Annotated in this window: 24 protein-coding genes and 2 pseudogenes; 10 read left to right on the top strand and 16 right to left on the bottom strand. The window is 59.2% G+C overall.

Annotation, left to right across the window (positions count from 1 at the left end; translation table 11 throughout):
* Positions 1-68: 68 nt before the first annotated feature.
* Genes FIU86_RS20760 through FIU86_RS20745 form a run of 4 tightly spaced genes read left to right on the top strand, consistent with a single transcriptional unit; the run spans position 69 to position 2,288 of the window.
* Positions 69-368 (top strand): hypothetical protein, encoded by a 300-nt coding sequence (locus FIU86_RS20760; protein ID WP_057796929.1) that lies wholly within the window; start codon positions 69-71, stop codon positions 366-368.
* Positions 365-1,063, top strand: coding sequence for an SCO family protein (locus FIU86_RS20755; protein WP_057796930.1), 699 nt, complete (start codon positions 365-367; stop codon positions 1,061-1,063). The genes FIU86_RS20760 and FIU86_RS20755 overlap by 4 nt, the downstream gene beginning before the upstream one ends.
* Positions 1,060-1,551 (top strand): hypothetical protein, encoded by a 492-nt coding sequence (locus tag FIU86_RS20750; RefSeq protein WP_057796931.1) that lies wholly within the window; start codon positions 1,060-1,062, stop codon positions 1,549-1,551. The genes FIU86_RS20755 and FIU86_RS20750 overlap by 4 nt, the downstream gene beginning before the upstream one ends.
* Positions 1,548-2,288 carry a cytochrome c biogenesis CcdA family protein gene (locus FIU86_RS20745; RefSeq protein ID WP_057796932.1) on the top strand — a complete coding sequence of 247 codons (741 nt, stop codon included), beginning with the start codon at positions 1,548-1,550 and terminating at the stop codon, positions 2,286-2,288. Before FIU86_RS20750 ends, FIU86_RS20745 begins: the two co-directional genes overlap by 4 nt.
* 103 nt (positions 2,289-2,391) lie before the next feature.
* Here the strand turns inward: FIU86_RS20745 and FIU86_RS20740 are convergent.
* Positions 2,392-2,664, bottom strand: a pseudogene (locus FIU86_RS20740) (glutaredoxin); the annotation flags it as partial.
* A 141-nt stretch (positions 2,665-2,805) separates the two neighbouring features.
* On the opposite strand from FIU86_RS20740, the gene FIU86_RS20735 reads away from it, so the two are divergent.
* The 4 genes from FIU86_RS20735 to FIU86_RS20715 all read left to right on the top strand — a co-directional run bounded on the left by FIU86_RS20735 (position 2,806) and on the right by FIU86_RS20715 (position 7,076).
* The gene (locus tag FIU86_RS20735) at positions 2,806-3,168 is read left to right on the top strand and encodes a hypothetical protein (protein WP_152498344.1); all 363 of its coding nucleotides are present in this window, start codon (positions 2,806-2,808) and stop codon (positions 3,166-3,168) included.
* Between the two features lie 304 nt (positions 3,169-3,472).
* A complete protein-coding gene (locus FIU86_RS20725; RefSeq protein ID WP_057796934.1) occupies positions 3,473-4,933 on the top strand; it encodes a TolC family protein in 1,461 nt (486 codons plus the stop codon).
* A gap of 12 nt (positions 4,934-4,945) precedes the next feature.
* Positions 4,946-6,304 carry a multicopper oxidase family protein gene (locus FIU86_RS20720; RefSeq protein ID WP_152477320.1) on the top strand — a complete coding sequence of 453 codons (1,359 nt, stop codon included), beginning with the start codon at positions 4,946-4,948 and terminating at the stop codon, positions 6,302-6,304.
* A 46-nt stretch (positions 6,305-6,350) separates the two neighbouring features.
* Positions 6,351-7,076, top strand: a complete 726-nt coding sequence (locus FIU86_RS20715) for a copper-binding protein (protein ID WP_152477319.1) — start codon at positions 6,351-6,353, stop codon at positions 7,074-7,076.
* A 42-nt stretch (positions 7,077-7,118) separates the two neighbouring features.
* On the opposite strand, the gene FIU86_RS20710 is transcribed toward FIU86_RS20715, so the two are convergent.
* The 6 genes from FIU86_RS20710 to FIU86_RS20685 all read right to left on the bottom strand — a co-directional run bounded on the left by FIU86_RS20710 (position 7,119) and on the right by FIU86_RS20685 (position 13,296).
* Positions 7,119-7,883 carry a MauE/DoxX family redox-associated membrane protein gene (locus FIU86_RS20710; protein WP_057796881.1) on the bottom strand — a complete coding sequence of 255 codons (765 nt, stop codon included), beginning with the start codon at positions 7,881-7,883 and terminating at the stop codon, positions 7,119-7,121.
* A gap of 1 nt (position 7,884) precedes the next feature.
* Positions 7,885-8,754, bottom strand: coding sequence for a DUF305 domain-containing protein (locus FIU86_RS20705; RefSeq protein ID WP_152477318.1), 870 nt, complete (start codon positions 8,752-8,754; stop codon positions 7,885-7,887).
* Positions 8,755-8,854: 100 nt separating this feature from the next.
* Positions 8,855-9,813, bottom strand: a protein-coding gene (locus FIU86_RS20700; RefSeq protein ID WP_152477317.1) for an IS630 family transposase whose coding sequence is annotated in 2 segments (ribosomal slippage) — positions 8,855-9,469 and positions 9,472-9,813 — 957 coding nt in all. Because the reading frame shifts where the segments join, the coding sequence is not laid out codon by codon here.
* Positions 9,814-9,912: 99 nt separating this feature from the next.
* Positions 9,913-10,263 (bottom strand): ion channel, encoded by a 351-nt coding sequence (locus tag FIU86_RS20695; protein ID WP_172977598.1) that lies wholly within the window; start codon positions 10,261-10,263, stop codon positions 9,913-9,915.
* A gap of 80 nt (positions 10,264-10,343) precedes the next feature.
* Positions 10,344-10,763, bottom strand: a complete 420-nt coding sequence (cueR, locus tag FIU86_RS20690; RefSeq protein WP_057796884.1) for a Cu(I)-responsive transcriptional regulator — start codon at positions 10,761-10,763, stop codon at positions 10,344-10,346.
* A gap of 13 nt (positions 10,764-10,776) precedes the next feature.
* A complete protein-coding gene (locus FIU86_RS20685; protein ID WP_172977594.1) occupies positions 10,777-13,296 on the bottom strand; it encodes a heavy metal translocating P-type ATPase in 2,520 nt (839 codons plus the stop codon).
* Positions 13,297-13,433: 137 nt separating this feature from the next.
* On the opposite strand from FIU86_RS20685, the gene FIU86_RS20680 reads away from it, so the two are divergent.
* Positions 13,434-13,640, top strand: a complete 207-nt coding sequence (locus tag FIU86_RS20680) for a heavy-metal-associated domain-containing protein (protein WP_057796886.1) — start codon at positions 13,434-13,436, stop codon at positions 13,638-13,640.
* Between the two features lie 53 nt (positions 13,641-13,693).
* Here FIU86_RS20680 and FIU86_RS20675 read toward each other — a convergent pair whose 3' ends face one another.
* The 6 genes and pseudogenes from FIU86_RS20675 to FIU86_RS20655 form a co-directional block, all read right to left on the bottom strand.
* Positions 13,694-14,419, bottom strand: a complete 726-nt coding sequence (locus FIU86_RS20675; protein ID WP_057796887.1) for a DsbA family protein — start codon at positions 14,417-14,419, stop codon at positions 13,694-13,696.
* Between the two features lie 2 nt (positions 14,420-14,421).
* Entirely contained in the window at positions 14,422-14,847 is a 426-nt protein-coding gene (locus FIU86_RS20670; protein ID WP_057796903.1) for a c-type cytochrome, read from the bottom strand.
* A gap of 59 nt (positions 14,848-14,906) precedes the next feature.
* Positions 14,907-15,341 carry a multicopper oxidase domain-containing protein gene (locus FIU86_RS23145; protein WP_328586706.1) on the bottom strand — a complete coding sequence of 145 codons (435 nt, stop codon included), beginning with the start codon at positions 15,339-15,341 and terminating at the stop codon, positions 14,907-14,909.
* On the bottom strand, positions 15,325-16,299 hold the full coding sequence (locus tag FIU86_RS20665) for a multicopper oxidase family protein (protein ID WP_328586707.1): 975 nt from the start codon (positions 16,297-16,299) through the stop codon (positions 15,325-15,327). Before FIU86_RS20665 ends, FIU86_RS23145 begins: the two co-directional genes overlap by 17 nt.
* Before the next feature lie 108 nt (positions 16,300-16,407).
* A complete protein-coding gene (locus FIU86_RS20660) occupies positions 16,408-16,866 on the bottom strand; it encodes a cytochrome c (protein WP_057796888.1) in 459 nt (152 codons plus the stop codon).
* A gap of 12 nt (positions 16,867-16,878) precedes the next feature.
* A pseudogene (locus FIU86_RS20655) lies at positions 16,879-17,454 on the bottom strand (L,D-transpeptidase).
* A 467-nt stretch (positions 17,455-17,921) separates the two neighbouring features.
* Between FIU86_RS20655 and FIU86_RS20650 the strand changes: the two are divergent.
* Positions 17,922-19,075, top strand: a protein-coding gene (locus FIU86_RS20650) for an IS3 family transposase (protein ID WP_201455468.1) whose coding sequence is annotated in 2 segments (ribosomal slippage) — positions 17,922-18,189 and positions 18,189-19,075 — 1,155 coding nt in all. Because the reading frame shifts where the segments join, the coding sequence is not laid out codon by codon here.
* On the opposite strand, the gene FIU86_RS22940 is transcribed toward FIU86_RS20650, so the two are convergent.
* The 3 genes from FIU86_RS22940 to FIU86_RS20635 are packed head-to-tail and all read right to left on the bottom strand — an operon-like array spanning position 18,993 to position 21,525.
* Positions 18,993-19,397: an SHOCT domain-containing protein gene (locus FIU86_RS22940; RefSeq protein WP_160321424.1), complete on the bottom strand. Its 405-nt coding sequence runs from the start codon at positions 19,395-19,397 to the stop codon at positions 18,993-18,995. The two genes, FIU86_RS20650 and FIU86_RS22940, sit on opposite strands and share 83 nt — an antisense overlap.
* Complete coding sequence (locus tag FIU86_RS20640) at positions 19,394-20,806, bottom strand: ATP-binding protein (protein WP_057796890.1); 1,413 nt, start codon at positions 20,804-20,806, stop codon at positions 19,394-19,396. Before FIU86_RS20640 ends, FIU86_RS22940 begins: the two co-directional genes overlap by 4 nt.
* Positions 20,803-21,525, bottom strand: coding sequence for a response regulator (locus FIU86_RS20635; RefSeq protein ID WP_057796891.1), 723 nt, complete (start codon positions 21,523-21,525; stop codon positions 20,803-20,805). Before FIU86_RS20635 ends, FIU86_RS20640 begins: the two co-directional genes overlap by 4 nt.
* Positions 21,526-21,550: the final 25 nt, after the last annotated feature.

Below are 21,550 nucleotides of genomic sequence, written 5' to 3'. Positions count from 1 at the left end.
CGTTCCCTCACCCTTGACCTTCCAGTTGCCGGAATGACTATCTCACCAACATCGAAAGGATTTTTCGGATGACCGACGTAATACCGTCCAGCGACGCAGCCACTTCAGGCATTTCCAGTGCTGGCAACAGGCCCCCGTGGTTGGCGCGCAGGCGATTGCTTTTCGTCGGTGCGGCAACGGTCATGGGGGGTGGCATGGCGCTGAACTGGGGATGGCTCACCGCGATCGGGCTCGCGCCTGTTCTGGTCTCGCTGGCCCCCTGCGCTGCGATGTGCGGTCTCGGTTTGTGCATGAAGGGCGGGTCCGGCGGACAATGTAAGGATGCGAAAACAGCCAATCCCATTCAAACTGAAAGAGGCGACACTTGAACAGTTTTCTGACCCGTCGCGCAGCCTTGGCGATACTTGCGACCACGATTTCGTCTCCGGCCTTCGCCAATCATCCGGGTGAAAACCTGGATGCACGTATGTTCGAGATGGAACCCTACTTCCAAGCCATCGATGCAGCGCAGGCTTCGGATTTCGAGTTGCGGGATTCCGAGGGGAATACTGTGCGCTTGTCAGACTTCGGCGACAAGGTGGTCATCCTGCACTTCATCTACGCCAATTGCCCGGATATCTGCCCGCTCCACTCCCAAAAGATCGGGGCCATTCAGGCCTCGATCAACGACGGGCCGATGAAAGATTTGGTACAGTTCATCTCGATCACGACCGATCCGGTGAATGACACGCCGGACCTGCTGCGCGATTACGCGGATCGGCATGGACTCGACACGAGCAACTGGGTCATTTTGACCAAGCAGCCTCATCAATCTGATGACGTAACGCGCCTTCTCGCGCGGGAATATGGGATGGAGTTCACGATGACTGCCGACAGCGACATGATGATGCACGGAGCGGTCACCCATGTCGTGGACATCGGCGGACGGTTCGCCGCAAAATTCCATGGCATGGACTTCAAGAACGTGAACCTGATCCTCTACGTCAGCGAGTTGATCAACAACGACCAACATCGACGCCGGGAGCCCAGCTGGTGGGACCAGCTGACAGGTGTGTTTCAATGAGTGTCGTCGCGACTGGCGTCAGGCTGTCCTCGACAGACGGAATCTCCCTGACAGCTCTGCGTCGGTATTTTTCGGTAATAATCCCGGCCAATCTGATCTGGGAGTTCGCACATATGCCGCTCTACACGATCTGGAAAGAGGGCACTTGGGGGGAGATTGTCTTCGCAGCCGTCCATTGCACGGGTGGCGATATCCTGATCGCCATGAGCACGCTGATGCTTGCGCTCATGCTGTCGGGTCGGGGCTGGCCCCTGGTTGCCTCCACGCGGCGGTCTGTGACTGTCCTTACGGTGGTATTCGGGCTGGGATACACGCTGTTCAGTGAATGGCTCAACATCGTGATCCGCGCGGCCTGGGCCTATTCGGACCTGATGCCGATCATTCCGATCCTTGATGCGGGCCTGTCACCTGTGCTGCAATGGATCGTGATCCCGCTGACCGCGTTCTGGTGGGCCTTGCGGCCCTTCAACGCCGATCGTGAAAAATGACGGATATCTCCGGCATCGGCATTTTCGCGGCCTTTCTGGCGGGGGCCATTTCGTTCCTGTCGCCCTGCGTCCTGCCGCTGGTGCCGGGCTATGTCTCCTATATTGCGGGCCAGCCGGATTTGCGCACGACGCGTTCGGTCGGCCTGCGGGCGCGCGCCGGGGCGCTCGGGTTGAGCGCCTGCTTTGTCTTGGGCTTTTCGACAGTCTTCGTCGCACTCGGGGCTGGGGCCAGTGCGCTTGGATCCCTGCTGCTGACATGGCGCACCGAACTGAACTATCTCGGCGGCGCGATCATCATTCTGTTCGGACTGGTCATGCTGGGTGTCTTTCGTCTCAATGCGTTCTCGCGCGATACCCGTTTCAATCTCGACATTCCCGGCGGTCGCCCGCTCGGGGCCTACGTGCTGGGACTGGCCTTCGCCTTTGGCTGGACACCTTGCATCGGACCGATCCTCGGCGCGATCCTGACACTCAGTTCGACCTCCGGCGGCATGTCGGACGGCATCTGGCTGCTGTCGATCTATTCCGCTGGTCTAGGGGTGCCCTTCCTGCTGGCGGCGCTCTTCACCGACGCCATCGCCGCGCGGGTTAGGCAGATCGGCAAGGCCGGCCGCTGGCTCTACAAGGGCGCGGGTATTGCCATGATCATCATGGGAGTTGCCATCATGACCGGGCAATTGTCACGGTTTGCCTATTGGCTGCTGGGGACGTTTCCTTTTCTCGCGACAATCGGCTGACGAACCTCGAACCAGCTCTTGGCGTGATGGTTGGTAAGTGGGGATCATCTCCACCACTCAAATAGGTCGTACACGCCGCGCCCCTGTAGAGGTCGCGGGGCCGTCAGCCGATCAGGTAGACCCGGATCGGCATCCAGATCCCCATCACCACCATCATGACGTTTTCGGTGAGCGAGACGAACCCCAGCGGCACGTTGCTGTCACCGCCGACGCAGGCGCATTTCAACTCGCGCTTGTCGATGTAGACCGCCTTGAAGACCGATACCGCACCTACGGTGCCGATGAACAAGGCCAGGGGTGCCGAAAGCCAGGTGAGCGCTCCGGCGACCATGAGGATACCCGCGAAGGCCTCTCCGAAGCGATAGATCTTGCCGTAACCTGCGGATTCTCCAAATGGTTGGAGGGGAGTCGGGGCTCAGGCCACAGTTTTCAAAGGATGGAAACGTTGACAGAATGCTTTCCATGATACATTTAACTTACTATGAGGATCGCACTCACCATTTCAAGATTGCGTCAGATGATGCTTGGTATCATCTGTGTGCTTGCTTTGGCTACAGTTCCGTCGTCTGCTCTACATGCTCAGATGGGCGGACATGGCGAGCCGGTTGGCACAGATCATAGCGCCGAAACGATGTCTGAATTAAACGATAGTGGTCACGGCCATTCCGCTGCAACTCATTGCGGGGAAAGCGAACGCGTTGCAAACGCGGATGGCGAACATGACGGCATTCAATGCTGCAACGGCTTCTGCTTTTCGGTTGTTCTCGATGAAAGAAACGTGATCCGGTCGCGCGACGAGCCAAGCGCGCGTCACGTGGCTGTCGACCGCCTGATCGTATCGTTCGAACCGGACAGCCCACAACGCCCACCACGAGTCTGACTTAGCCGCCGATCCGGTATGCGGATCTTCTGAGTGCGCCTGCAAAGCGTTCTCGAGTTTCTCAATAAGTCAGGTCTAAACTAATGAAAATTGCTATACTTCTGGGCGCATCTGCGCTCGTGCTTGGGGCGTGCACGTCAGAGCCCACGCCGCTTCCGAGCGTTGCCAGCCAAGAGGCTACGTTCAATGGTACGGTTTCATCCCCCTTGTCCTACAAAAACCCCCTGGCCGGGTACACGTATCGTGGCCCAACTGGCCCGCGCGACTGGCGCGAGGTCAACGAAGAGCAATCGGAGGCAAACTGATGATTTTGACGAGACCTTTACTTGCGCTTGGTCTGCCAATGACACTGGCAGCATGCGCGACGGCGGTTCCAGATGCCTACACGGACCAGAAAGCCGGGTTTTCGATTGTGTCAACCCAGACCGCGGCGGCCATCGGCAAAAGAACAGCTTTTGCGCAGACCCAAGCCGAGAACGCGGAATTGAAAAAACAAGTTCACGCAATGGTCCATCAACGAACGATCTCGGCAGACACGGCGGTGCAGGTCGCGCTCTTGAACAACAAGGGGCTGCAAGCCTCCTATGCCAATGTCGGACTTTCGGCTGCAGAGGCTTGGCAGGAATCAACGCCGGAGAATCCGATCGTTGCAATCGGAGTGCTTGGCATCGGAGCTGCGGAATTGGGCGCTTACCGGGCGATAGAAGGGTTGTTTCGAGCGAACATCCTTGACGCGCAAACGCGGAAGCAACGTGTTCTGCTGGCAGATGCGAATTTTCGGGCCGCACAGATGAATGCGGTGAATGACACGCTTGCGCTTGCCAACCAGACGCGAATGGCGTGGATCAACGCCGTGGCTGCGTTTGAAACTGTAACGTATCTCAAGCGTGCCAAGGCCACTTCCGACGCCGGGTCAGAACTTGCGGCCCGGCTGGGCGAGACCGGCGCGCTGAACAAGGCCGGTCAGGCGCGGGAACAAGCGTTCAATGCCGAGCTGGCTGGACAGCTGGCACAGGCCCGACTGAATGCAACCCAAGCCAAAGAAGATCTGACGCGGTTAATGGGGCTGTGGGGCACCGAAGTGAATTACTACGTGCCCGATGCTTTGCCAGCGCTCCCGAGGTCGGTTGGGCCAATCACTAACCTGGAAGCTAAAGCCCTTCGAAACCGGTTCGACCTGCGGGTCGCTAAACTCGGGCTTGAAGCGCAGGCGGCTGCATTCGGGCTGACCGATCAAACGCGGCTTGTGACCGATCTCGAGCTCATCGCTGGTTTCGAAGCAGAGCGGGAAAGAGAGGACGGTAACCTTGAAACTGAAACTACCCCGCAGATTGAGCTGGAGTTCGCCATCCCGATTTATGACACCGGCAAGGCGCGGATGCGCAAAGCGGAGCTGATGTATCTTCAGGCAGCAAATGTTCTGGCTGAGCGCGCGGTCAATGTGCGGTCCGAAGCACGTTCTGCTGAGACCGCTTATCACGCATCTTACAAGATTGCGCGTCACTACCGCGACGTTCTTGTGCCGCTGCGCAAGACCATCGAGGAAGAAGGCCTGCTGTCCTACAACGGCATGATTACCAACACCTTCGAATTGCTCACGGATGTGCGCGAAAAACTTGGTTCCTCGCTCGAGGCGGCCAATGCCAAGCGTGACTTCTACTTGGCCCAGGCGAACTTGACTGCCGCCATATACGGCGGTGGCGCAGGCGGAATGGGCGATGGAGAGGGCGTATCACTTGCCGCCGGTGGCGGCGCAGGACACTGAAAGGAATATGACATGCTGAATAGACGTCAATTACTCGGAGCCGGCGCCGCAGGTGCAACGCTGGTCTCTTCAAAAGCCTGGGGTCAAACCCTGAACATGGGGTTGCCAGAGGCTGCGCAGATGGACAGTGCGGCAACGGCGATCACGGCGCGTCCCAATTCTGGGCCGGACTACACGCCTGTGGTCACGCTGAACGGGTGGACCCTGCCGCACCGGATGAACAACGGGGTGAAGGAATTCCACCTCGTCGCCGAACCGGTCGAGCGCGAACTCGCTGATGGAATGATCGCGCATTTGTGGGGCTATAACGGCCAGTCCACGGGTCCAACGATCGAAGCGGTCGAAGGTGACCGGGTCCGCATCTACGTCACCAACAAGCTCCCCGAGGCGACGACGATTCATTGGCACGGGATGATCCTGCCTTCCGGCATGGACGGGGTCAGCGGACTGAGCCATCCCGGCATCCCGGCGGGCAAGACCTACGTCTACGAGTTTGACCTGATCAAATCCGGCACCTTCATGTATCACCCGCATGGCGATGAAATGGTGCAGATGGCGATGGGGATGATGGGCATGTTCGTGGTCCATCCCAAGGACCCAACGTTCATGCCGGTGGATCGTGACTTCCTGATCATGCTCAACGCCTTTGACATTGATCCCGGCACCTACGTGCCGCGCATCATGACCATGACCGACTTCAACTTGTGGACCTGGAACAGCCGGATCTTCCCCGACATCGATCCTCTGGTAGTCAACAAGGGAGACCGGGTGCGTGTGCGCGTCGGCAACCTGACGATGACAAACCATCCCATCCACATGCACGGCTATGACTTTAAGGTCACCTGCACGGATGGCGGCTGGGTGTCGCCTGAAGCGCAATGGCCAGAGGTGAGCATCGACATCCCCGTGGGCGCGATGCGCGCCTATGAGTTCGTCGCGGACCATCTGGGTGACTGGGCGATCCACTGTCACAAGTCACACCACACGATGAACGCCATGGGCCATGACGTGCCGACGTTCATCGGGGTCAACAAGAAGCCGCTGACGCAGAAGATCCGTCAGTTCCAGCCGGAATACATGCCTATGGGCACGAACGGGATGGGCGAGATGGCGAAAATGGAAATGCCGCTGCCCGACAATACCATCCCGATGATGACGGGTTGGGGCCCTTACGGCCCCATCGAGATGGGCGGCATGTTTTCGGTCGTAAAGGTGCGGGACGGCATCGACGCGGACGATTACTCCGATCCCGGCTGGTACGAGAACCCCCCGGGCGAGATGGCCTACGAATGGACCGGCGAGTTGCCTGAATTCGCCTCCAACAACAGCCCCAGGACCATTCTCACACAGAAACCAGCCTCGAAGGGCTGAGCAGCCCGTCGTCATCTCTAACCAAACCAACCTACAGGAAAATGAAATGAAAAACCTTCTTCTGACAACAAGCCTCGCGATCGCGCTTTCCACACAGGCCTATGCTACAGGCACGCACGGCGGTGGACATGATGAAAACCAGCCTACCGAACAGACAGAAATGATGGTCGGCATGCCGGGTGACCCCGCCAAGGTGGATCGCACAATCGACGTCACTTTGCTCGAAAACGATGAGGGCCAGATGCTGATCGAGAGCGAGCCGATGGATATCAAGGAGGGCGAAACCATTCGCTTCAACATCACCAACAAGGGTGAGTTGGAGCATGAGTTCGTACTCGACACGGTCGAGCGCAATGCCGAGCACAAGATCGAAATGGCCAAGATGGACATGGAACACGACGATCCGAACCGTATCCGTCTCGATGCGGGCGCGTCGGGTGAGGTTGTCTGGACTTTCGCGAATTCCGGTACGTTCGAAGCAGCATGCCTGATCCCGGGCCACTACGAAGCCGGCATGCACCGTGAGGTCGCGGTCGGTGACCAGATAGCTCAGGCTGACGTGGAGTACACGAGCGGGACCATCAAGAAAATCGACGCGGAGGCCGGCAAAGTCACAATCATTCACGGCCCTCTCGTCAACCTTGATATGCCCGCGATGACCATGGTGTTCCGCGCTGACGAAGCAATGATGGCCAAGATGGCGGAGGGTCAGGAAATCGAGTTCGTTGCCGACCGGGTTGAGGGAAAGCTTACTGTCACGCAGATGAAATAATCACTTAGATGTTCGGGTGGCGCGGTTGCCACCCGAACACTACTACCATCCGAGCGCGAACACTTTAATTGGCATCCAGATGCCCATGAGCATCATCATCAGGTTTTCAGTCAGAGAGATGAAACCCAGTGGCACATTGCTGTCACCGCCCACACAGGCACATTTAAGCTCGCGTTTATCGACATAGACCGCCTTAAAAACGCTTATAGCTCCCACCGTTCCAATGAACAGCGCAACCGGCGCCGACAGCCAAGTGAGAGCGCCAGTAACCATAAGGATACCAGCGAAAGCTTCCCCAAATGGATAGAGGTAGCCGTATCGGACCCAACGGCGAGCCAGTAGATCGTAATTCAGGAACATTGTAGAGAAGCTCTCGACATCCTGCAGCTTCTGCACGGCGAGAAAGCACATGGAAATGGCGATGAACCATTCCGCCGCGCGCAGCGTGAAGATGCTACCGAAGCTTGCCCAGCTGAGGCCGAGCGCTAAGAAAAACGCGACCGAGAAGATCGCAATGACTGGCCGATAACTGGTTTCGTCGCCTTCCGTATTGTCGTTGCCGAAGTGCACTCGCAAAGCCTCGTAACCACCGATCCGCTCACCGTCGATGAAAGTCTGTGGCGTGGTCTCGACGCTGTGCTGTTCCATGAAGGCATCGGTGTCCTCCCGGGTGGTGAGATGGTGGTCCTCGACCTCATACCCCTCCCTTTCAAGAAGATCCTTCGACTTCAGGCCATAGGGACAGAGATGACCCGGCATCACCATGCGATAGAGCTTCGCCGTGCTCGGAGTTGCCTGCTGGTCCATGTCAGCCCCCGCAGCTGTAGAAGCCGCGGTAGCCGGCGTAGAGACCGGCGTCGAGCTCCAGCGTCATCGTCGCCTCGACCGGCTTGCTGCCCACCGAGTCAAGCGCCGCTCCGTCCTCGGCGGCGGTGAGAAGGATCGCCAGACCCTCGGTGCCTAGTTCCCCGGCCGCACCTTGGTCGATCCGCACGAGGTCGCCGCTCAGCTTGACCAGCCCGACGGCCTCACCATTCACTTCGCCAAGTGCCAGAGAAGCCGGACTGCCAGTGGTGTAGTTGAAGGTGCAGGCCGCGCCATTGGGCAGAAGCTGAGCGATCTCCTCCTCGGTCAGGAAACCGGGATCGAGCACGGCTATGTTCGCGGTAGAAAGGGCTTCGTCGAGGTTCACGATGCGAGGGCTCACGGGTTTCTCAGGCTCGGATACGTCACCCGAGGCCTCCATCTCGTTGATGAGATAGCGCATTTCAGCGATTTCCTTGTCCTGCGCATAGATAATCTCGTCCGCCAGCTTGCGCACCCGGGGATCGGAGATGTTGGCCCTGCTCGACGTCATGATCGCGATCGAATGGTGCGGGATCATCGCGCGCATGAAACTGGTATCGCCAACCGTCGCCTGGCTGCGCACGAGCCAGAGCGACCCGGCGAAAGCGATGGCAGCTCCCGCGAAAATCGCCGTATTGATCGCCTTGCGTGAATACATCGAGAGCATGAAGGCCAGCATAATGAACGCCATCGTCGCGCCCATCAGCAGTGCCATGTAAGCCCGGGTTTCGGACCAGAAAACGTGGGAAATGAGGTAAGTATTCAAATACATAAGTCCGAACATTACAACCGTGGAGGTCGCAATCATGGCTGCAAATCTCCAATATGACATGTTGTACTCCTTCTGCTTTCACTGTCGTCGCGGACATAGCAACAACAACCATCCAGCGCTGGAGGGTTCCAGATTTTCCGGGCATTAAAGCGTTTCGAGATTAGTTTGAGACATATCCGGCGGCCTTGAAGTAGTTCCAGCACTCTTCTGGGTCGTAGAGATCGCAGATTTCTCGGATCGCCTCGAAGAGTTCGGTGAAGGTTCTTGCTCCGATCCGTCGCAAGTGGGCTTTCAGTTTCAAGAAGGCTTGTTCTATGGGATTCAAGTCGGGCGAGTATGGCGGCAGGTATAGAAACCAGCAGCCATGGTCGCGCAGGGCTTGTGCCGCCTCTTTGTTGCGATGTGTGGCCAGGTTGTCGAGGATGACCACGGTGCCGGGTGCGATTTCCTTGACGAGGACTTCTCGGATGTAGGCAGCGAAGGCCGGACCGTCCATTGCGCCCCTGATGACCCATGGCGCGATCAGCGCGTCGCTGGTCAGCCCCGCGATCAATGTTTGTGTTCCCCAATTTCCAAAAGGCGCGTCCATGGTCAGGCGTTCCCCTTGGGGTGCCCAGCCTCGGAGCCGGGTGAGGTTCGTCTTCACCGCTGTTTCGTCAATGAAAACCACGTGGTCTGGCATACGGGTGATGGCCGGAGAACGATAGGCGGCCCAGTCGTCGCGCCGGCGTCTTACCTTGGCGCGGCGGCGTTCGGTGGCCACCAGCGACTTTTTTTGTGCGTGAAGCCAAGGCGCTTCAGCAAACTGGCAACGGCTGAATGATGAACCGTGATCCCCTCGGCATCGGCAAGCGCATCGCGCAGCTCGAACAGGGTTATGTCAGGGTCTTGCGCCACCAACTCTCGGAAGAACTCAACATGGGGCGCCAACTTTCCGCCGCCACGTGGACGCCCCATCCGCGCAATGTGGACCGCGCCGGAGGCATGTATTTGCCGCCTCCAGCGTGCGCCAGTTGCCGCAGAAACCTGAAGACGGCGTGACGCCTCCCTGCCTGACAGCCCTTCTTCGATCAATCGCAAGAAACGATCTCGGAGTTCCTTTGGCAACGGTGCTGGCATGGTCCTGATCCTCCCACAAAGGGTGAATCACAAATCCGACCTCAGGGGAATCCCTCCGATTCAAACTTTGATCGAAAAGCTTTAAGTCATCTGAGGCTTCTAGTCCTTCCCTCTCGTAACCACGAGAAAGATGGTGGAGGCCGAGCAACTAATTAGGAGAAAGCCATTCAGGGCCTCGGCACCGGCCAGAAAACGCAGATGGTCCGTGGGATAGATATCGCCGAGGCCGAGGGACGAATAGTTGACCAGGGAAAAGTAGAAAACGTCCATAAACGTGTCGATGTTCTCCTGTTCAAAGCCGCCGATACCGATGAGTTCACCGAAACTGAAGCCGAGGGCATAAAGTCCGGCTTCAATGATGTGGGCAAGCGCAAGCGTATAAAGAGCAAAAAGGAGACGTGCGGACTGTGTGGACGGCGTCCCACGCGCCCGGTTCATCACAAGGGTCATCGCACGGACGTGCACCAGCCCGCTCGACCCGAATAGAACGACAACCAGAAGGATGGCCCAAACCACGTCTTCGGACCCAACTAAGTTGATTTGCGCCGGTCGTCCTCGTCGCGCCGTTTCATGGCCAGATCGGCCAGGATCGGGCAGTCCGGGCGATGATCTCCGGCACACTCCTCGACGAGATGCGCGAGTGTCGCTCGCATTTCCTTTAACTCGGCGATCTTGCCGTCGATTCGCTCAAGATGTTGCTTGGCGATCTCCTTCACCTCGGCGCTGGCACGTTTTTCGTCTTCGTAGAGCGCAAGAAGATTACGGCAATCTTCAATTGTGAAACCGAGCGCACGGGCGCGTCCCAGAAACGCCAGCTTGTGCGCGTCACTTTCACGGAACGTGCGATAACCGTTCGAACTGCGCAAGGGCTTGACCAGTCCGATATCTTCGTAATAGCGGATCGTCTTGGCGGGCAGCCCGGAAAGGTCGGCGACATCTCCGATATTCATTCCATGATCCTCCTTATTGAGCGGCGACAGGGGCAGGGGAAAGAGAATTCGCCCCTTCAGATTTCAAGCTGCTGGCTTCATCCATGGCCGGGCGGATCCGGCGCAAGCGCAGCGCGTTCGTCAGTACGAAGACCGAGCTCAGCGCCATTGCCCCGGCGGCCAGCACCGGCGACAGCAAAAGCCCGAAGGCCGGGTAGAGCACACCTGCCGCCACCGGGATCAGCGCGACATTGTAGCCGAAGGCCCAGAACAGGTTCTGGCGGATGTTGCGCATGGTCCGCCCGGACACATTGAGCGCGTTCACTACGCCGCGCAAATCACCCGACATCAGCACGACATCGGCAGATTCGATGGCAACATCGGTGCCGGTGCCAATGGCGATGCCTACATCCGCATGCGCCAGCGCGGGCGCGTCGTTGATGCCGTCCCCAACGAAGGCGATCTGTTGGCCGCCTTGCCGCAGTTCATCCAGCGCCGCCACCTTGCCATCGGGCAGGACGCCCGCGATCACGTGGTCGATGTCGATCTCCCGCGCGATGGCCTCGGCCGTTTCGCGCTTGTCGCCGGTGATCATCGCGACCTTCAGCCCGAGACCATGCAGCGCCTCGATGGCGGCGGCGCTGGCGGGCTTCACCGGGTCGGCCACGCCGATGACCGCCGCGACCTTTCCATCCACGGCCGCGAAAAGGGCCGTCCGGCCCTGCTCCGCGAGCCGGCGCTCGGTATCGGCCAGCGCCTCGATGCTCAGTTCCTCGCGGGTCATCAGGCGATCCGCGCCGACAAGCACGTCGTGCCCCGCGACCTTGGCGCGCACGCCGTAGCCGGTGATCGAGTCGCAGCTTTCGACGTCACGCCGTGCCGCGCCCTCGGCCTGAGCCGCGCGCATGATCGCCTCGGCAATGGGATGTTCGGACTGCGCCTCGACAGCCGCGACTAGCGCCAGAACCTCGGCCCGCTCAAATCCGTCGGCCAGAACGAGGTCGGTTAGTTCGGGGCGGCCCTCGGTCACGGTGCCGGTCTTGTCGAGCGCGACCATGTCCACGCCAGTCAGCTGTTGCAAAGCGTCGCCCTTGCGGAAGAGCACGCCCATTTCTGCGGCGCGCCCGGTGCCGACCATGATCGAAGTGGGCGTGGCCAGCCCCATCGCGCAGGGGCAGGCGATGATCAGCACCGACACGCCCGCCACCAGAGCGTAAGACAGCGCAGGCGACGGCCCCAACAGCAGCCAGACCAGCACAGCCAAGGCCGCCAAAGCCATGACCGCCGGCACGAACCAGAGCGTGATCCGGTCCACCATGCCCTGGATCGGCAGCTTGGCGCCCTGGGCTTGCTCGACCATGCGGATGATCTGCGCCAGCGTTGTGTCCGCCCCCACGCGGGTCGCGCGGAACCGGAAACTGCCCGTACCGTTGACGGTGCCGCCGGTCACCGGATCGCCCTCAGCCTTGACCACGGGGACCGGCTCACCGGTGATCATGCTCTCGTCGACATGCGCGCGGCCTTGCGTCACTTCGCCATCCACCGCGATGCGCTCACCCGGCCGCACGACGAGGGTGTCGCCCACGCGGATGCGCTCAATGGCCACGTCCTGCGCCTCGCCGTCCACCAGAACCCGCGCCGTGCGGGCCTGAAGGCCCAACAGCTTCTGGATCGCGGCCCCTGTACGCCCCTTGGCGCGCGCTTCCATCCAGCGGCCCAGCAGGATCAGCACCACAATGACCGCAGCAGCCTCGAAGTAAACGGCGCGAGCCGCCTCGGGCAGCACGGACGGCGCGAAAAGCGCGGTGATAGAATAGACATACGCGGCCCCGGTCCCCACCGCGACAAGGCTGTTCATGTCGGGCGCGCCTTTCACCAGAGCGGGGAACCCCTTGGTGTAAAATTGGAGACCGGGCCAGAAAAGCACGATGGTCGTCAGCACGAACTGGATCATCCAGCTGGCCTGATGGCCGATCGTGCGGCCGATCATCTCGTGCATGCCCGGCACGAGATGCGCCCCCATCTCAAGCAGGAACACGGGCAAGGCCAGCGCCGCTGCGAAAGCGGTCCGGCGGGCGAGCGCACGGGCCTCGCCTTCCTTGCGCGCGCCGCGATCCTCCGCAGTGCCGTCGTCGGCCAATTCGGCCGAATAGCCCGCCGCCTCGGCGGCCTTCAGAAGTTCGACCGGGTCGGTCGCGCCCTCGACATAGGTGACGGTCGCGGTTTCTGACGCGAGGTTGACATTGACCCCGCTCACCCCTGCCACTGCCGCGAGCGCCTTGTCGACGCGACCAACGCAGGAGGCGCAGGACATGGAAGAGACGTTCAGGCGCGCCGTTTGCGTTCGGGCGGGATAGCCGGCATGCTCCAGCGCCCCGATCACCTCGGGGATCCGGGCATCCGAGTTGATCCGGGCCTGCGCCGTTTCGGCGGCGAGGTTCACGTTCACCTCGTCGACCCCGGGTAATGCTAAAAGCGCACGCTCGACCCGACCGACGCAGGACGCGCAAGACATGTTTTGAACAGAAAAACGCAAATCTCTTGAGCCCGGCATGAACGTCTCCTTCATCTACTGAAAGATATCTAAGGCTTCCCCCCGCTGGAAGGTCAACAATGTCGGGATATTTTTTCGCCCTTGACCTTCCCATGCAGGAAGCAGGCATCTAATGCCGAGAACTGGAGAAAACAGATATGCGCAGCTTCAAGGTTCCGGATATGAGTTGCGGCCATTGCACCGCAACGATCGAAAAGGCGATCAAGGCGATAGACCCAACATCGTCCGTGACCTGCGATACGGGTACGCGGCAAGTCGAGGTTGATAGCGTGCTGAACGAGCACGTCCTGACGGAGGCGATCCGAAATGCCGGTTACGGTGTCACGGCTGCTTCGACGACCTGAAGATCACCGGTGCCGGGCAATTCTGGCGCCAGTTCTCCATCGTCGCATGAGGTTCATTCCCTTTCGCGGGCCTCATCGACCAAGGCTTCCAGTTGGTCTTGTTCGATCAAACCGGGAACCAGGTTGTCGCCGATCACGAAGGACGGTGTGCCGTTGAAACCCAACGCCTGCGCCAGCCGCATCGATTCGTCGATGTGCGCCTGGACTTCCGGCGCCTCCATGTCCGAACGCAGCTGGTCCACGTCAAGGCCGATTTCTTCGGCGATCCGCAGGACAGACGCCTCTTGCGCACGTTCCGCCATGCCCATCAACGCCCAGTGGAATTCCTCATACTTGTTCTGATTGCGTGCCGCCAAGGCCGCCTTCGCCGCAAAGACCGACCCGTCGCCGAGTATCGGCCATTCGCGAAAGACGAACCGCACATTCAGGTCCGCCTCGATCAAACCTTCAACCTCCGACATGGCCCTGCGGCAATAGGGACAGTTGTAGTCGAAAAACTCCACAACAGTGACGTCCCCGTCAGGATTGCCCAGCACCGGTGCGTTCGGATCCTGTTCCAAGAGCTGGCGTTGTTCCTTGAGCACGTCGGTCGTGGCCTCTGCCTGCGCGGTCGCTTCCTGCTGTTCGAGAAGCTGCACCGCTTCCATGATGATCTGGGGGTTTTCCAGAATCGCTTCCAAGGCCAGTTCCTTGACGCGTTCCTCGCTCAGCTCCTGTGCGAACGCGGAAAGCGGCAACAGGATGCTAATGGCGAGCACTGCCAGTCGAAGCGATTTCATTTTCAGTCTCCTCTTTTTTGCTGTTCCGCTTCGCTGCGGGCGGCCTGGACCTCCCGCTGACGGTCGGGCCATGTGGATTTGATGAAGGCGAGGATGTTCCAGATCTGCGCATCGGTCAGCTCATTGCCAAAACCGGGCATGCCGCTTTGGAAATCCACACCCTGCTTCGCGAGGGTCTTCTTTCCGCCGAGCTTGGTATAGTCGAACAGAATACTATCAGGATGATGCCAGGTGTGACCGGTTTCGTCATGCGGGGGTGCGGGCAGGATGCCATCCTCTCCGGCCGAGCGCCATCCGGCCTGTCCCTCGAGATCGGCGCCGTGGCAAGAGGCGCAATACTCCTGATAGAATTCTGCGCCCTCGGCGAGATCGACAGACTGCGGCGGTTCCGGCGTGGCGGAGGTGCCGGATGTCCCTCCCGCCATCATCCAGGCGCCGACTCCAGCCGCGCCGGCCATGAGCAGAAAGAGGATCAGCCAACGTCGCATCATGTCACCTTCATCCAGGTCATCATGCCCGAGGCCGCGTGGCTGAGCATGTGGCAGTGAAACAGCCAGTCGCCGGGATTGTCGGCCACGAAACCGATCGTGTGGGTCTGGCCGCCGAACATCAGGATCGTGTCGCGCAAGGGACCGAGCCCGCCATCCTCGCCGATCTCGCGGAAATGCAGCCCATGCAGGTGCATCGCGTGGGGAAAGGACGTGTCGTTGTAGATCTGCAGCTTGACCGTTTCGCCCTTCGCGACATCTACGAGCGGCGCATCGGTCATGCCGATCGTTCCATTGAACGACCAGAACTGGTTGGCGACCACCAACTCGCGAAAGCTTTTCTTCTCGCCATTCAGAAACGCGCTGTCGAGCGTGCCCATTGCGCCGCCCTGCATGTCGAGCCGCACGGTCCTGGCGTCATCGAGGCCGATCACCTCCATCCCCGGATTGGGTCGCAGCGCGTCCGGTGCATCCCGGGAGCGTGGTCGAGGCCTTTCCAGTCACGGTGAAAGCCACCTGCGAGGCCGCCTCCTGATCGTCGAGGCGAACGAGATGGGCGGTTTCCTCGGGCGCGGCGGTCACGTCGACGATCAGATCGGCCCGCTGACCGGGGCCGAGGATCAGCGCCTCAGCGAGCGGCTCGGGCCGGGGCAGTGGCATGCCGTCCAGTGCAACCGTCCAGCCCTCCATGCCATGAAGCGACAGCACGAAAATCCTGGCGTTGGCCGCGTTGACGAGGCGCAGGCGCAGACGTTCGTGTTGGCGCACCTCCAGGGAAAGGTCGTGCCGGCCGTTGGTGGCGATGAAATTGCCGCGCCGCCCGGCATGGCCGCGGTCATGGCGCGAGGTGAAGTCCGGGACGATCTGCGCCATTTCGGGGTCGAGCAGCCAGTCATCAAGGATCAGTACCTCTTCCCGATCCAGGTCCGGCGGCTCGGATTCCTCGACGATCAACGCGCCATAGAGCCCGCGCGCCACCTGTTCGGTCGAGCGGTTATGAGCGTGATACCAGTAGGTTCCGGCATCCGGCGCGATGAAATCATAATCAAAGCTCTGCCCCGGCTCGACCGCGGGCTGGGTCAGCCCGGCAACACCATCCATCGCATTGTCTATGCGAACCCCGTGCCAATGCACCGTGCTTGCCTGGGGCAGTGCGTTCATGAAGCGGCGTTGCAGCCGCGCACCCTGCTGAAGACGCATTTGAGGGCCGGGCATCGCGCCGCCATAGCCCCAGATTTCGGTCTTGGGATAGCCTTCCGGCGCCAATTGAACGCTGGCCGTGCGGGCGTCCAGGGATTGAAACTCTGACGTTGCGGCATAAAGCCGCTTTGGAAGGGCAAGCGCCGCGGTGATAGCCGCCCCCTGCATGAGAAAATCGCGTCGCGTCGGCATGGAGAATCCTGTGTTTCAATCGCGGCAATTATGGCGCCGGCAATCAGATCTGAAAATCGGAAGATCAGGCCGGATAGTGAGAGTGGGCACCCGGAACCTGCCCAAGGCTCAGTTGATCCCGTTCTCCCTTTGCAATTCACGTACATAGCGTGCGATCAACTTGACGTCGCCATCGGTCAAACCTTCGACCGGTGGCATGTTTCCGAATTTCCAGTGATGCGCGCGCACACCGTTTTTCGCGGCCATCACGAACGCCATGTCGGAATGGTGGTTCGGTTCGTAGATCTTGTGCACGAGTGGTGGTGCGACCCCGTTCTGGCCTGCGGCGTTCTTGCCGTGACATTCCGCACATGTCGCCTCGTAGGCCCGCTTGCCCATCTGCGCCTGGTCCGAAAGCTCCGCCGGCAGCGAAACTTCGACCATGGGGGCGCCCGATTCCAGATCACTGGTGTCGGGAGGTACCATCGAATGGCCCATCCCCTGCTGGGGTTGCTGCGCGATTTTCCAGTAGACTACCGCGCCGCCCAACACGAAGAAGGCCAGAATGGCTAGAACTGTCTTGTTCATTTGATCCTTACTTCAGATAAGTTTGACTTGGGTGCCGATTGGAGTCCTGTCGAACACTTCGATGATATCTTCGTTGTGGAGACCGATGCAGCCGCTGGAGGATTTGCGACCGATCTTGCGCGTGTCGCCGGTCCCATGGATGCGGTAGTACTGCCAGGTCAGATGCATGGCGCGCACGCCCAGCGGGTTCTCGGGGCCGGGGGCGACATATGCCGGCAAAGACGGATCGCGCTCGCGCATCGACGGGGTGGGCACCAAATCCGGCGCATCGTCCTTGTAGACGATTCGCTATAGCCACGCCGCGTGAGTTCGTCGCCCTTAGGAACCGATGTGGGGTAGATGCGCATCTCCCCATCCGCGGTCCAGTGCTGAAGAACTCTGGTGTTGGTATCGGAAAGCAGAATTCCTTTGCCGAGCGCGTCAAAGTGATCCTGCCAGCGATGCAACCGGAATGACGAAATATTCCGGCGAACTGAGTCCGAACTCTTGGGCACGCAACACCGATGGTGCCGCAAGAGCAACGAGCCCTCCAACCGAAAAGAATAGAAAGCCTCGGCGTCTTATTGCCCTGGGGGTCTTGTCTTCCATCGTCCGTCTCCGCGCATTCGATCCTTGAATGGGACTCTTGAACCGCCTTCCCGCACTGGAAGATCAAGAATGGTCGGGATGAAAACTCCGTGAAATACGTAACGGTTTGTATCGCTCACCTCCCTGCAGGATAAGCCTTTAGCAGGGTTTCGAATTACGGGGTCTCGACATTATGAAAATGGCCAAATCACGAGTAGAGCTTTCCAATTCAAGTAACATGATGAACTTTGGGATATGAGTCTGCTGTGCGGTCACACTTGCGCCGGTTTTGTTTTATGCTGTGGCAGGTCGCGTATCTGTTGGTTTCTCGAGCAACACGTTCATACTCGCGCCTTTGGCATGATGTCTGGGAGGTCATTTCGGCGAAGCGGGAAAGGGCATGATGGCTTAGCCTTGGAGTTCTTGCTTGCGGCGCCGAAACTCATCTTGGACCTGTCCCGGAATTGTTCCGCTCCTTTGACTTGGTAATTTGCCACAAAGGAGAGACATCATGGCACAAAAAACCAACCCCGGAATTCCGCGCCGAGGCAGTGGGGATAGCTTTGACCAGCGGACTGCCGCGTAAACAAGTGGCCGCCGATTTTGGCGTAGGCTTCTCCACGTTGAGCCGCTGGATTCAGAAGGATCGGCGCAATCCAGAGAAACCAACGGTCCAGTCTGATCTCGAACGCGAGATCACGGAGCTGCGGAAAGAGAACCGCATGCTCCGGGAGGAGAGGGAGGTGTTAAAAAAGGCCACGGTGTTCTTTGCGGAGAGAAGCAAATGAGGTTTGCCTTCGTTGAAGAACACCGAAACGACATCCCGGTGAACCGCTTGTGTGAGATTATGGACGTCAGCCCGCGAGGCTACCGCGCCTGGCTGTCCCGCCCTGCCAGTCGGCAGCAACGCACCGACATGGTGTTGCTCGCCCACATCCGCGAACAGTTCCGCTTGTCTCTGGGCAGCTACGGCAGGCCCCGCATGACCGAAGAGCTGAAGGAGCTGGGGTTTGATGTCGGGCATCGCCGCATTGGCCGTTTGATGCGACAGAACCGCATTACGGTGAAGAGGAACAAGAAGTTCAAGGCTACGACCGACAGCAATCACAGCTTCAACATCACGCCGAACCTGCTGAACCGGGACTTCTATGCGGATCGCCCCAACCAGAAATGGGCGGGCGACATCAGCTATGTCTGGACGCAGGAGGGGTGGCTCTATCTGGCTGTCATCCTCGACCTGCATTCTCGACGTGTCATTGGTAGGGCCGTCAGCAGCCGGATGAAACGCGATCTGGCGATCCGGGCACTGAACATGGCGATTGCGATGCGGCGGCCACACAAGGGCTGCATCCACCATACGGATCGCGGCTGCCAATACTGCTCTCACGACTACCAGAAAATCCTGCGCCAGGACGGCTTCAAGGCATCTATGAGTGGGACCGGGAACTGCTACGACAACGCTGCCGTCGAAACCTTTTTCAAGACCATCAAGGCGGAACTGCTGTGGCAGCGGTCTTGGCGGACACGTCGCGATGCTGAGATGGCCATCTTCGAATACATCAACGGCTTCTACAATCCGCCTCGAAGGCACTCAGCATTGGGCTGGAAAAGCCCCTTGGCCTTCGAAGCAAAGGCTGCATAAGTGAGCAATCGGAGCGGCACGAAAGCGTGACAGGTCCATCTTCGTCGATCTCACCGCGTGCATAGCGTTCCTTGAGGATCTCCATCGCATCGCGAGTTTCGCCCAAACGGTTGCTGGTGAGCATACGGAAGAAGAATACGGTAACCGCGATAATCACCCCCCAGAAAAGGATCATGCCGAAACCTCCCAACCAACCATGACCATCTCCCCACATCATGTGTCCAAAAGTGTTATCAGCAATGCCGCCTGGATCCGCGAGGGCCGAGACTGTGCCCGCAAACAGAGCGATTACGCTGGATTTGACCGTCAAATAGGCATTCATGATATTGTCTTTTCTTGCTGGTTGGAACTTTGTGAAAACGGCAAATCGAGTCGCGCAAGAAGCCCGCCGTCCGGGTGGTTCTGCAAAATTATATCGCCGCCATGCGAGCGCAGGATGGTGCGTGCGATTGACAGGCCGAGACCGGTGCCACCCGTCTCGCGTGAGCGTGACGTCTCGACCCGAAAAAATGGTTCGAAAACCTCTTCTAGCTGCGTCTCCGGGATGCCGGGACCATGATCACGAACCCAGATCGATGCCCTGTCATACTCGCGGCTATACGTGACCTCGACATCGTCGCCGTAACGTACTGCATTTTCTATGACGTTCCGCAAAGCTCGGCGCATGGATTGAGGCCGAAGCCTCACCCGAAGCGGTGTGTCCGTTTCGAGTCGGAATGCGTTGAGCATGTCACACTTCAGCTCAGTGAGAAATTCCCCCAATTCTATTGTTTCAGGAGGTTCACTTATTGCCATGCCTCGAGCAAAAGCCAGTGTGCGCTCGACCATATCCTGCATTTCCTCGATGGATTTCACCAAGGCGTCACGCGTCTCTTCCTCATCCACCATCTCTGCGTGAACCCGCAAAGCGGTCAGTGGCGAACGCAAATCGTGACCCAGAGCGGCCATTATACGCGTCTTGTCAGCGACCGTGCGCACCAGTCTCTCCTGCATGTGATTGAAGGTATCCGTCAGTTCTCTGACTTCGCTTGGTCCCGCGACTGGGAGTGGCTTGTTTTCCTCTCCCCTGCCAAGCCTGTCTGCGGCTTGCGCCAAGCGCCTTAACGGCCAGGTCAGGCGAGCAAGCAAGTACCAAAAAGCAACACCAATCAGGAACGCCGCCGTGAAACCAAAGCTCACCGCAGAAAAGATTGGCCACTGTAGCGGCGGTCGCTGAAAGCGCGTATCGACATTCAGCCATGTGCCATCTTCAAGCGCGATAGACAGTGTCAATTCAAGCCCCGAGATCTTGTCATGCATCATCTGCTTGTGCTCTGCGGCCATCTCCGGCGGCACTGACCTCATTGGCGGGAATGCGCGCTCAACCTCATGCAATTCTACTCGGATTTCGCGACTGTCTTCAGCGCCGAACAATGACCTGACGCGCGCTTCGACAGCTCCTCCCGCGCGGTGATCAAGATGATCCACAGCCGCCTGCGGGTCGGTCCGAAACCGTGCCAGCGGCGAATCTGCGGCGCGAAGAATCGAGGCTCGCAAGTCCGTTGGGGCCTGTTCTAGTAGCATGGCCACATTCGCCGCGCGCCCAGCCGCCTCGGCTCCTATTGCAGCACGTATCGCGAGACTGCGCTCGTCCACAAACAGCCAAATGCTAATCGCCTGAGCCACGGCGAGGCTACCAATGATGAGCAACAGAAGCTGGACGCGTAAACTATCCAGACGCTTGCGGATCACTGCTGCACCTCGACATCCGTTGCAAGGCAATAGCCCCCGTTTCGAACCGTTGTGATGATCTTCGGACGACCCGGGTTGTACTCGATCTTCCGCCTGAGGCGGCTGATCTGGTTGTCAATTGTCCGGTCGAAAGCGGCCGGTGTTCGTCCGACTGCCAGGTCTAAAAGCTGTTCTCGGCTAATCACGATACGCGGGCGTTCGAGCAGGATCGTAAGAAGTTTGAACTCTGATGTCGTCAGTACGTCCTCGCGGCCGTCCTCTGCGAAAAGGCGGCGCGTATCGGTTTCGAGCGTCCAGTCCGCGAACCTAACCCTGCTCCCCGTAAGACTCCCGGCAAGTGCTTCCGGTTTCTGCGCGCGGCGCAGAATTGCCTTTATCCGCGCCAGTAGCTCGCGAGGATTGAAGGGCTTGGGCAAATAGTCATCCGCACCGACTTCGAGGCCGATGATGCGGTCCATTTCCTCGCCAAGCGCTGTCAACATGAGGATGGGGGCCAGCCCTTTGGTGGACAGACGACGACAGACCGATATCCCGTCTTCGCCCGGCATCATCACGTCAAGGACAATAAGGTCATAGCGGCCAATCTTGAGTAGACTATCCATCTGGGAAGCGTCGACCGCCGTCGTCACGCGCATGTCATTCTTTTCCAGGTATCGCGCAACCGCTTTGCGAATTTCGGCGCTGTCGTCGACCAGAAGTATGTGCGGAGAGTTTGTCATCTTTTGTAACTAAGCGATGAAAGGA

It is taken from the genome of Roseovarius sp. THAF9 (assembly GCF_009363715.1).
Classification (GTDB): Bacteria; Pseudomonadota; Alphaproteobacteria; order Rhodobacterales; family Rhodobacteraceae; genus Roseovarius.
The sequence above is the reverse complement of the archived record's forward strand: the minus strand, read 5'-3'. Positions and strand labels throughout refer to the sequence as shown.

Coding starts and splice junctions, on each gene's coding strand:
- FIU86_RS20710 (WP_057796881.1), bottom strand. CDS start 7,883: ATGGACCAGCAGGCAACTCCGAGCACGGCGAAGCTCTATCGCATGGTG.
- FIU86_RS20685 (WP_172977594.1), bottom strand. CDS start 13,296: ATGCCGGGCTCAAGAGATTTGCGTTTTTCTGTTCAAAACATGTCTTGC.
- FIU86_RS20660 (WP_057796888.1), bottom strand. CDS start 16,866: ATGAACAAGACAGTTCTAGCCATTCTGGCCTTCTTCGTGTTGGGCGGC.
- FIU86_RS20670 (WP_057796903.1), bottom strand. CDS start 14,847: ATGATGGCGGGAGGGACATCCGGCACCTCCGCCACGCCGGAACCGCCG.
- FIU86_RS22940 (WP_160321424.1), bottom strand. CDS start 19,397: ATGAATGCCTATTTGACGGTCAAATCCAGCGTAATCGCTCTGTTTGCG.
- FIU86_RS20735 (WP_152498344.1), top strand. CDS start 2,806: ATGATGCTTGGTATCATCTGTGTGCTTGCTTTGGCTACAGTTCCGTCG.
- FIU86_RS20715 (WP_152477319.1), top strand. CDS start 6,351: ATGAAAAACCTTCTTCTGACAACAAGCCTCGCGATCGCGCTTTCCACA.
- FIU86_RS20750 (WP_057796931.1), top strand. CDS start 1,060: ATGAGTGTCGTCGCGACTGGCGTCAGGCTGTCCTCGACAGACGGAATC.
- FIU86_RS20745 (WP_057796932.1), top strand. CDS start 1,548: ATGACGGATATCTCCGGCATCGGCATTTTCGCGGCCTTTCTGGCGGGG.
- FIU86_RS20665 (WP_328586707.1), bottom strand. CDS start 16,299: ATGCCGACGCGACGCGATTTTCTCATGCAGGGGGCGGCTATCACCGCG.
- FIU86_RS20760 (WP_057796929.1), top strand. CDS start 69: ATGACCGACGTAATACCGTCCAGCGACGCAGCCACTTCAGGCATTTCC.
- FIU86_RS20695 (WP_172977598.1), bottom strand. CDS start 10,263: ATGACCCTTGTGATGAACCGGGCGCGTGGGACGCCGTCCACACAGTCC.
- FIU86_RS20725 (WP_057796934.1), top strand. CDS start 3,473: ATGATTTTGACGAGACCTTTACTTGCGCTTGGTCTGCCAATGACACTG.
- FIU86_RS20705 (WP_152477318.1), bottom strand. CDS start 8,754: ATGTCATATTGGAGATTTGCAGCCATGATTGCGACCTCCACGGTTGTA.
- FIU86_RS20720 (WP_152477320.1), top strand. CDS start 4,946: ATGCTGAATAGACGTCAATTACTCGGAGCCGGCGCCGCAGGTGCAACG.
- cueR (WP_057796884.1), bottom strand. CDS start 10,763: ATGAATATCGGAGATGTCGCCGACCTTTCCGGGCTGCCCGCCAAGACG.
- FIU86_RS20635 (WP_057796891.1), bottom strand. CDS start 21,525: ATGACAAACTCTCCGCACATACTTCTGGTCGACGACAGCGCCGAAATT.
- FIU86_RS20680 (WP_057796886.1), top strand. CDS start 13,434: ATGCGCAGCTTCAAGGTTCCGGATATGAGTTGCGGCCATTGCACCGCA.
- FIU86_RS20675 (WP_057796887.1), bottom strand. CDS start 14,419: ATGAAATCGCTTCGACTGGCAGTGCTCGCCATTAGCATCCTGTTGCCG.